Source organism: Olsenella sp. KH1P3, from assembly GCF_900167315.1.
Taxonomy (GTDB): domain Bacteria; phylum Actinomycetota; class Coriobacteriia; order Coriobacteriales; family Atopobiaceae; genus Olsenella_J; species Olsenella_J umbonata_A.
Genome location: NZ_FUWQ01000005.1, coordinates 121,418 through 130,633, shown reverse-complemented (window position 1 = coordinate 130,633; position 9,216 = coordinate 121,418). Strand labels below are relative to the sequence as shown.

Below are 9,216 nucleotides of genomic sequence, written 5' to 3'. Positions count from 1 at the left end.
CGTGGACGTGCTGACCGACCAGACCGTGACCCTGCCCAACGGCGCCTCCACGGTCGCCTCCTCGATCTCCCGCGCGGGCTACACGCTCGTCGGCTGGACGACGCAGCGGACCGTCTCCGGCACCGACGTCGGCACCTCCACCGGCCTCGCCAGCCGCTCCGCCGCCCAGGCCGCGGCGGCCCTGGCCGGCCGCACGAGCTCCGCCGGCAAGGCCTTCACCGCCGCCGGCGGCTCCTACGTGGCGCCCACCGCCTCCGAGGTCACCCTCTACGCGGTCTGGAGCGCCGACACCGACACGGCCTACTACGTCGAGCGCTACGTCGTCACCGGCGACGGCGACCTCATCGCCCTCAGGGCCGACGGCACCGTCGAGCGCGACGCGGACGGCAACGTCGTCGCCCAGGCCGACCCGGCCGCCTACGCGGCCGGCCAGCGCGTCTCCCACCAGGGCGTCACCGACGAGTATGCGGTCGCCGACGCAGCGACGGCCGACCCTGAAAAGAGCTGGATCAATCACGACAACACAGCGCGCCCTGGCTATAGTTATGCAGATCACAGCCACCCGTACACTGCCAGGAGCAAGGTGACGGGCGTCGAGACCACCTACGCTACCATTGCGACCGACGGCATCTCGGGCGATGGCCTCATGCGCCTCTCGCTCTACTACACGCCCGATGCCACGCACATCATCTTTGACAAAGGCGGGGCTGAGCTCGCGAGCGGAGAGATTGACAGCTCCTGGGTCGCCGGCGATCCCAGCGCCGATCATCTTACCGGCTCGACCTTCACGCTTCCCGGCACGGCGGACGTAACGCGCCCCGGCTACACGCTCGTCGGCTGGTCGACGGATCCCATCGCCGCAACGGCCAAGGGCAACGACTCTCGCTCGAAGGCCGATACGGTTGCGTCCAGCACGGCCGACGACCCAGCGGCCGGTAAGCACTTCTCTGTCCAAGGTACGACCTACTTCGTGCCCACGGACGCGACTGTGACGCTCCATGCCGTGTGGAAGGCTAACGACGATACCACGTACTACGTCGAGCGCTACGTCATCACGGCCGACGGCCGGGTTATCGCCCTCGAGCAGGACGGCACGATTCCTCGTAGCGGCGACAACACGCCGATCGAGCACGGAAATCATGATGGCAGCGCCTTCATCGTCGCCAATCGCATCGAGCGCACGGGTGTGACCGACGAGGAGGCGATCGCCGACGCGGACACCAGCATCGGAACGCCCAAGTGGCGCACGCACGACAACATCGTCATGGCTGGATACCACTACATCAAGGACGGCGTAACCTACAGCGACCTCCTCGGCAACAGCTACATGACGGTGGCCTCCGGCAACATCGACGGCACGGGTGACATGATCCTTGTCCTGTACTACTTCGCGGACGAGAACTCCACCTACACGGTCAACCACCACCGCGTCACCGGCGACGGCGTCGAGAAGGACCTCATCGTTGAGATCATCTCCAAGGGCACCGATACTCCCGCCATCTCCCGCAAGCGCTCCGGTGTCGAGGGCGACGAAGCTTACGATCCGGACTTCGTGGGCTACGAGTATAAGCAGACGTTCACGGACGTGAACGGCGTGACCTACGTCTCGCACGACGTCGACGTCGTCCTGGGCGACGGCTCAATGGTCCTCAACCTGTACTACGCCGCGCGCATCGACGTCAGGCTCGAGATCGTTGCCGGAGACTCCGACGGCAACGGCTCCTGGAGCCTTGGCAACTTCGTGAGCAACGAGACCTCTGAGTCTACGCTGAAGATTTCCGAGGTCCTCGCCACGCTCGGCTACGTTCTCCCGACCCGCGCCGGCTACGACCTGGTCGGTTGGTCGCTGGTCGCTGACGGCGCCATGGGTCCGAGCGCCCGCGGAGAGCGTTCCGTCGAGACCGCCCGTAGGCTCGAGAGCGTCGAGAACGGCGAGTTCGTCGACCCGGATGCCGGGGAGGGCGACCAGCTTGGCGGCGCATCATTGCTTGCCATGCTCCTACGCGCCTTCGCTGACGAGAACCCGACGTTTGAGATGCCCAACGCGATGTTCATCGAGCCCGACGGCACCTTCCTGATGCCCACCTCGCAGGTCACGCTCTACGCTATCTGGCGTGCGCGCAGCGACACGACGTACACTGTCACGCACTACCTCGTCGACGCCGACGGCGTGGCCCACGAGGTCGAGGGTGACACACGTGAGTTCACGGGCATCACCGACGGCTCTTACGTGGTCGATGCCGACGGCAACGTTACGCACACCTATGATCCTGCGGCAACCGACGATGACATCAACAACGCCCAGGTCACGGCAGGGGAGAAGCCCGCGGGCTACTACCCCGGATACACCTACGTGAGCGACTATGACAACGGCGAGGGTGATACGGGCCTCTCCGCCGCAAACCTTGACGGCGAAGGAACGCTTGCGCTCAAGTTCTTCTATACCGCAAATATTGATACGCCCTACATCGTCCGCCACATCCGCGTCACGGGTGACAAGGTCACTCTCGAGGAGGTCATCGAGAACCTCACCGGCACCACCGACACCACCGTGACCGCTATCCCGTTCGACACCGAGACCCACGGGGGCTTCACCGGCTACACTGTGATCGTCGATCCCGACACGCCCATCACGCTTGCGGACGGCACTTTGGTCTACAGCCATCCCAAGGACAACCTCAACGGCGACGAGTCGACGGTCCTGTGGCTATACTACATCGCCAACGACCACACGCTCACGCTCGACCCCAACAGGGGCACGTGGACCGACGACGCCTCTGGCCTCGACGATGACGGTCGCGGCGAGGGCAGCTGGAGCACCTACGACGGCAGCTTCGGTGTTCGTGAGGACGAGGCTGAGACCTCCACCGACACGCTGCCGCGCACGTTCACCTACGGAACCGACTCCATCATCACGCTCCCGACCGAGGACGACGTCAAGCGCAACGGCTACACACTTGGCGGCTGGGAGGACGAGGACGGCAACGTGTACGAGCCCGGCGGCGCCTACACCATGCCCGACCACGACTCCATTCTCAAGCCGGTTTGGATTCAGAATGTCTACAACCTGCACTTCGACAAGAACGATCCCGTTGCTACCGGTCGGATGGAAGACGTCGAGTACACCTACGACGATCCCGACTTCCAGCTGGGCAAGACCGGCTTCTCGCGCCGCAACGCAAAGTTCCTCGGCTGGAGCTTCTCGCCCGATGCGACCGAGCCTGACATCAGCGACGAGCAGCTTATGCGTGCCCTCACGCTTCTTGCGGCTGGCGAGCTTGACGACGGTCTCTTCGGCGACCTTGACGACCCGCGCACGGCCATGTACCTGCTCGCGGCCCTCGCCGACGGCTCCGATATCACGCTCTACGCGGTCTGGGACATCGAGAAGCACACGCCTAGCGTCGTCGGAGGCGTCCAGCCCGGCGGCAGCGTCACCATCGACCCCGAGGCCATCGAGTACGGCTTCACGATTCCGCACGAAGCCGTCGGGATTGATGTGACGCCTGGCTATTACCTCAAGGGCTGGTTGATTACCATCAACGGCGTTACCACCTACGTTGAGGACCCCGATGCCATCTTCAACACGCCTATGACCGCAGATATCATCTTCGAGCCCGTCTGGGGCAACTACGCGGAGGACGCTGCCAGGCTCGCGCGCGGCAGACGCTTCAAGTACGCTGGTGAGCGCATCCCGCAGACGGGCGACCTTGCTTCCGACCTTGCCGGATTCGCAGCACTCCTTGGTGTTGCATTCGTCGCCGCGGGCGCGTACCGTCGGCTTTGCCAGGAGCCTTAGCGGCTCCAACGTCTCCTGCGGTCCGCCCCAACTCTCGGCTGGCGGACCGTTCAAATCGCACCCGCCTCCCCAAACGAGGAGGCGGGTGCGTGAGGTTTCCACTCCTCGCATCCGCTCGGTAGGGCCGGGTGCGCGTCCTCGTACTGTTCGTCGTACAAAAGGGCGCCGCCCCTAGGGACGGCGCCTCGACTGAGAGCGTGAATGCTTTTCGACTGTTTACATCGACTTCTGGATGTTGCTGATCTTGCGCGCCAGAACGAACGCCAGGAGCGAGAGGACGAGCCCGATGCCTCCGATGACCACCTGAAGGATGATCTTCTCGTGGTTGAGCATGAGGAAGGCCGCGCACACGAACGAGACCAGCACGATCACCGAGCACATGTTCATGATTGCGGGGGCGTTCGACGGGACGTTGATCCTGCGGGCGCCCTGGAAGCCCATGTAGGCGAGGGCCAGGCCGTCTGCCGCGACCACGTACGACTGCGTCGTCGTCGGAGCGACGACAATGTAGAAGACGCCTGCCGCGAAGCTGACGATTCCAAAAATGAGCGCCGCAATGCACGCCATCTTGAGGTTTCTGCACTCTGCTGCCACTTTGCTTCTCCAAACCAAAGCGCCGTACCCGGGGAATCGCAGTCCCGGGCGGGCTCTTTCTCTCTTCCGTCGGGCGGGGCCGGCGGTCTTCTTATTGCCAACGGCTACAGTGTACCTGCTTTTGAGCTGGAGTATTCACAGCTCGTTCACAGGCTTTCTAATAATTGAAAATTATCGCTTGACCCCACTCGGGTGTTTTCTTATAGTAGCTATCGCACCAACGGACGGGGATATAGCTCAGCTGGGAGAGCGCATGACTGGCAGTCATGAGGTCAGGGGTTCGAACCCCCTTATCTCCACCATGTAAACTAGGGGCGGCGGTAAATCCGTCGCCTTTTTTCATCTTGGGCCTATAGTGCAGCGGTTAACACAGGGGACTCATAATCCCTTCATCCCAGGTTCGAATCCTGGTGGGCCCACCAACAGCTCCCAGGCCGGCGGTTTCTTTCCGTCGGCCTGCTTTTGTATCAGCCGCTCGTCCGTTTCTCTCTCGTTTACGACCCGCGCGGCCCTATTCACGGTCCATACTTGGGTAAACGCGCGACGGGAGGCCGCAATGGATGATCCCCAAAACAGCACGCGCCCGCAGACGTCGGGCGAGAAGCGCCCGTCTCCCGGGCTGATAGGCGCCATCTCCTTTGATGGCATCGACTGCCCCGTCTGCCGCACGGATGTTCCCGAGACCTACTTTGCCTTCGAGCCGCCCAGCGCCACTCCGACGCTCTTTACGGATTGCCGGGCAACTAACAAGCAGCTCATCGCCTTCGTCAACCAATGGCTGCCCGCTGCTCGCGACGTCATGGCTGACATGCGCCGGCGCTACCGCAAGAGTCCGTCAACGCACTGCCGCTACCAGACCGGCGACGTCGCCTACGTCTACGGGCGACCCTTTATGCTGCGCGTCTATCCCCAAGCTATGGGACAGATGCACTATGCCTCTCGTGGCCGCGCCAACGTCGGCGTGCGCGTCGTCACCCAGGTATCGCTCGTCGAGCTGTTCGTTATCCAGACCGGCAGCTTCGAGCAGCGCCGCGGTTCGTTCATTAGTTGGGCTGACGACATCCTTGTTCGCAACGCACTTGGACTCTGCGCACAGGTGAGCGAGCGGGCTGGGGTTTCGCTCGAGGGGAGGTATACCTTTAGGGCACGCGAGTCCCACGACCGTCTCATATATATTGATCAGAGGGGCTCCAACGTCTGGCTGTCGCGCGACCTCATTCCGTTCCCGCCGCATTGCATGGCCTACGCCTTCGCGCGGGCACTTGCCGACCACGTGTGTGCCGACGAGGACGATCCTGTCGAACGGGCCCAAAAGACCCACCAGATAGTGGAGTGCGGCTGTCCCGACTGGCGGCTCGCGCACGACATCCTCACCGACAAGGATTCGGTCTTCCGGCGCCAGTGAGCAACGATCCTTGAGCCGTCCTCCTCACATGACATCGCGCCCTTGGTCGCGCCCGTGATTCTTATGGGTAGCCTTTCTCGGCTGCCTGCGCGTCCGTCCGCGCTTCCGTATAATTCAAGGGATGAATTCTCGTCAGGAAGGCGAGACGGACGCAGCGTCCCGTCGACGGCGGGGCCAAGGGGAGGAGCCAGATGTCAGACCTGAACGATTGCCAGCCGAACGAGGACCCGGTAGAGCTTTTCGACATGTACGTCGCCCATGTCGGAATCAATGCCACGGACCCCGCTGACGCCGAAAGCATCGTCGATGACTTCGGCCGACTCATGTCCCTTCCCAAGCAGGAGCAGCCGCCCTCGTTCTTCGCCGGTTCCCTCGTCGAGGTCATGAAGCAGAACGGTCGTGGCGACAAGGGCCACATTGGATTCCACGTCAACGACATCGAGGCCGCCTGCGCCTGGTTCGAGGACCATGGCTACGAGGTCAACTGGGACTCCCGCGCCAACTACCCCGATGGCTCCTGCCGTCTGGTGTACTTCAAGGAGCAGATTGGCGGCTTCGCCATCCACCTGACGGCCGACAAGTAATGCGTCCCGCATCACCCATGCACCAGCCTCACGCCCAGTAAGAAAAGGGTTTCACTTGATTGCACTAGCAAGCAACATCACGAAGTCATTTGGCGGCCGTGTTCTGTACGCGGCCGCAACGCTGCAACTCAACGCCGGTGAGCGTTGGGGCCTCGTTGGTCCTAACGGCGCCGGCAAGACCACGTTGCTCAAGATCCTCATGGGCCAGGAGTCGGCCGACGAGGGCACCGTGTCGTTCCAGAAGGACGCCTCGATTGGCTATCTCGAACAGGAGTCCAAGCTCGCCGGCGACAAGTCGGCGCTTGCCGAGGTCGTCGACTCCCAGACCGAGATCAAGCGCCTCGAGGCGCAGATTCGTGACATGGAGGCCGAGATCGCGCGCAGGGGAGAAGAGCTTGCATCCGGCGGTTCGGACGACGACTACGAGGCTCTTCTCGAGCGCTACGGTCACGCCCAGGACCGCTTCGAGCGCCTTGGCGGTTACGAGCTCGAGGCCCGTGCCCGCCAGATCCTCGGCGGCCTCGGCTTTCCCGTCGAGGACTTTGACAAGCCCGCCAAGGAGTTCTCCGGCGGATGGCAGATGCGCATCGCGCTCTCCAAGCTCCTACTGAGGCATCCCGACCTTCTCCTCCTCGACGAGCCCACCAACCACCTCGACCTCGAGAGCGTCAAGTGGCTCGAGCAGTTCCTCTCGTCCTACGACGGTGCCGTGCTCCTGGTCAGCCACGACCGCTCGTTCATGGACGCTTGCGTGAGTCACGTGGCCTCGCTCGAGAACAAGCGCCTGATGACCTATACCGGCAACTACTCGAGCTACCTCAGGCAGCGCGAGGACAACCTCGAGCAGCTGCGTGCCAAGCGTGCTGCGCAGGAGCGCGACATCCAGCACATGGAGGTCTTCATAGAGCGCTTCCGCTACAAGCCGACCAAGGCCAAGCAGGTGCAGGAGCGCATCAAGAAGCTCGAAAGGGTAAAAGAGGAGCTCGTCGTCCTGCCCGAGAGCTCCAAGAAGGTCCACTTCCGCTTCCCGGATCCGCCGCGCACCGGTGACGAGGTCGTGGCCCTCGAGGGCATATCCAAGCACTATGAGGACAACGTCGTCTACGATGGCGTGAACCTCAAACTCTATCGCGGCGACCACGTCGCTCTTGTCGGCCCCAACGGTGCCGGCAAGTCGACGCTCATGAAGCTCATAAACGGTCACGAGCGGCCCACGGCTGGCTCCGTGCACCTCGGACAGAACGTCACGCAGGCCTATTACGCCCAGCATCAGCTGGAGACCCTCAACGAGGCCCATACGGTCATGCAGGAGATGGACGAGGCCGCGCCCGGCTGGACCTCTTCGGACGAGCGCAGGCTCCTGGGCGCCTTCCTCTTCCATGGCGACGACGTCGAGAAGCCCGTTGGCGTCCTGTCCGGCGGCGAGCGTGCCCGCCTTGCCCTCGCCCGCATGCTCGTGGCGCCCGACCCACTGCTGTGTCTGGACGAGCCGACCAACCATCTCGATATCGATTCTGTCGACGTGCTCGAGGACGCCCTGAAGGCCTTTCCGGGCACCATCGTCCTCATTAGTCATGACGAGCACCTCGTTCGCGCGGTTGCCAACAAGGTCGTCGACGTTCGCGACCACAAGGTGACGCTCTACGACGGCGACTATGACTACTACCTCTATAAGCGTGCCGAGCTCGAGGCCCGCGCCTCGGGAGACGACTTCCCTCGGGCCTCGTCCTCGCAGGCCGTTGGCAGACCTGCGGATCGTGCCGGCTCCGACGCGCCCGCGGCCAAGTTCTCCGTCCCAAAGACGCGCAACGTGAAGACGAAGGAGCAGCGCCGCGCCGAGGCCGAGGCCCGAAACGCCGCGAACAAGGCCGTGCGGGAAGAGAAGAAGCGCCTTAAGCAGGTCGAGGCCGCCCTCAAGCCTGCCCAGGCCCGCTATAAGGAGCTGATGGCGCTCATGGCGGACGAGGAGCTCTATAACGACGCCGCCAAGTTCGACCAGTGCATGAAGGAGTACAATGCGCTGTCCAAGAAGATTCCGGCCCTCGAGGAGGAGTGGCTGGAGCTGACCGAGAAGATCGAGGGGGGCTCGAATGCCTAAGCACTCCACTTCTGGTTGGGAACAGACCGATGCCGCGTCGGCGTCTGAGCCGACGCGCAGGGTTGCCCCAAAGCCCCTGGAAAACATCCAGCCTCAGGGCGATGACCTGGGCAAGACTGTTCTTCGCTCCGGCAACGCCGTGCCGCCCACGCAGTACCGTGATGTCCCTAACGACCCCTACCAGCAGGCATATGTGCCCCAGGGCTACGGACAGCCGGGCTATCCGCAGCAGTATCCTCAGGGCTGCGAGCGGCAGTTGGGCTACTCGCAGGGCTATGGCCAGGCTGACCCCGCGGTACGCGGGCCCGTTCTGAGGAGGCCACAGCCTCAGGTTGACCCGCGCTACGCCCGGGTCGCACCCGCCTTGCAGGAGAGTCCCGAGCAGCAGGCGTACGTTCCGGGTTCGCGGGCGGGCGGGTCTCACCCCATGGCCCGTCGTGCGGGAAGCGCCGCCGGAGCCCTTTGCTGCCGACTGCTTGCGATCGCATGCAGGCTCTGTGCCCTTCTCCTGTCCGGTCTCGTCATCGCCAACGCGTTCGTGACGGGCTCTTCTCGCATCTTCGTTATTGATGTCACAAACCGCGCCACCTCCTGGATGCCCTCCGTGCTCTCGGGCGTCTTCGTCTACGAGACGCCGTTTGGGGGCAACCTCCGCGGCGACTTCGTGGTCGCGGCAATCATCCTGTTCATTCTTGACTGGGTCCTCGTGCGCAAGGCGCGGGACCTGAGGGGGTAG

General features: G+C 63.4%; 6 protein-coding genes and 2 tRNA genes. 7 read left to right on the top strand and 1 reads right to left on the bottom strand.

What is annotated here, in order from left to right; translation table 11 throughout:
• Nucleotides 1-3,799: InlB B-repeat-containing protein (locus tag B5D13_RS07435; RefSeq protein ID WP_143327764.1), on the top strand; the 3,799-nt coding region annotated here is incomplete at its 5' end.
• A 216-nt stretch (nt 3,800-4,015) separates the two neighbouring features.
• On the opposite strand, the gene B5D13_RS07430 is transcribed toward B5D13_RS07435, so the two are convergent.
• Nucleotides 4,016-4,393: a hypothetical protein gene (locus B5D13_RS07430; RefSeq protein ID WP_078687686.1), complete on the bottom strand. Its 378-nt coding sequence runs from the start codon at nt 4,391-4,393 to the stop codon at nt 4,016-4,018.
• Nucleotides 4,394-4,619: 226 nt separating this feature from the next.
• Between B5D13_RS07430 and B5D13_RS07425 the strand changes: the two genes are divergently transcribed.
• The 6 genes from B5D13_RS07425 (at nt 4,620) to B5D13_RS07400 (ending at nt 9,216) form a co-directional block, all read left to right on the top strand.
• Nucleotides 4,620-4,695 (top strand) — tRNA-Ala (locus B5D13_RS07425).
• A gap of 44 nt (nt 4,696-4,739) precedes the next feature.
• Nucleotides 4,740-4,815, top strand: a tRNA-Ile gene (locus B5D13_RS07420).
• A 134-nt stretch (nt 4,816-4,949) separates the two neighbouring features.
• A complete protein-coding gene (locus B5D13_RS07415) occupies nt 4,950-5,798 on the top strand; it encodes a hypothetical protein (protein ID WP_078687685.1) in 849 nt (282 codons plus the stop codon).
• Nucleotides 5,799-5,989: 191 nt separating this feature from the next.
• On the top strand, nt 5,990-6,382 hold the full coding sequence (locus tag B5D13_RS07410; RefSeq protein ID WP_078687684.1) for a VOC family protein: 393 nt from the start codon (nt 5,990-5,992) through the stop codon (nt 6,380-6,382).
• A gap of 55 nt (nt 6,383-6,437) precedes the next feature.
• Nucleotides 6,438-8,480: an ABC-F family ATP-binding cassette domain-containing protein gene (locus B5D13_RS07405; RefSeq protein ID WP_078687683.1), complete on the top strand. Its 2,043-nt coding sequence runs from the start codon at nt 6,438-6,440 to the stop codon at nt 8,478-8,480.
• Complete coding sequence (locus B5D13_RS07400) at nt 8,473-9,216, top strand: hypothetical protein (protein ID WP_078687682.1); 744 nt, start codon at nt 8,473-8,475, stop codon at nt 9,214-9,216. Before B5D13_RS07405 ends, B5D13_RS07400 begins: the two co-directional genes overlap by 8 nt.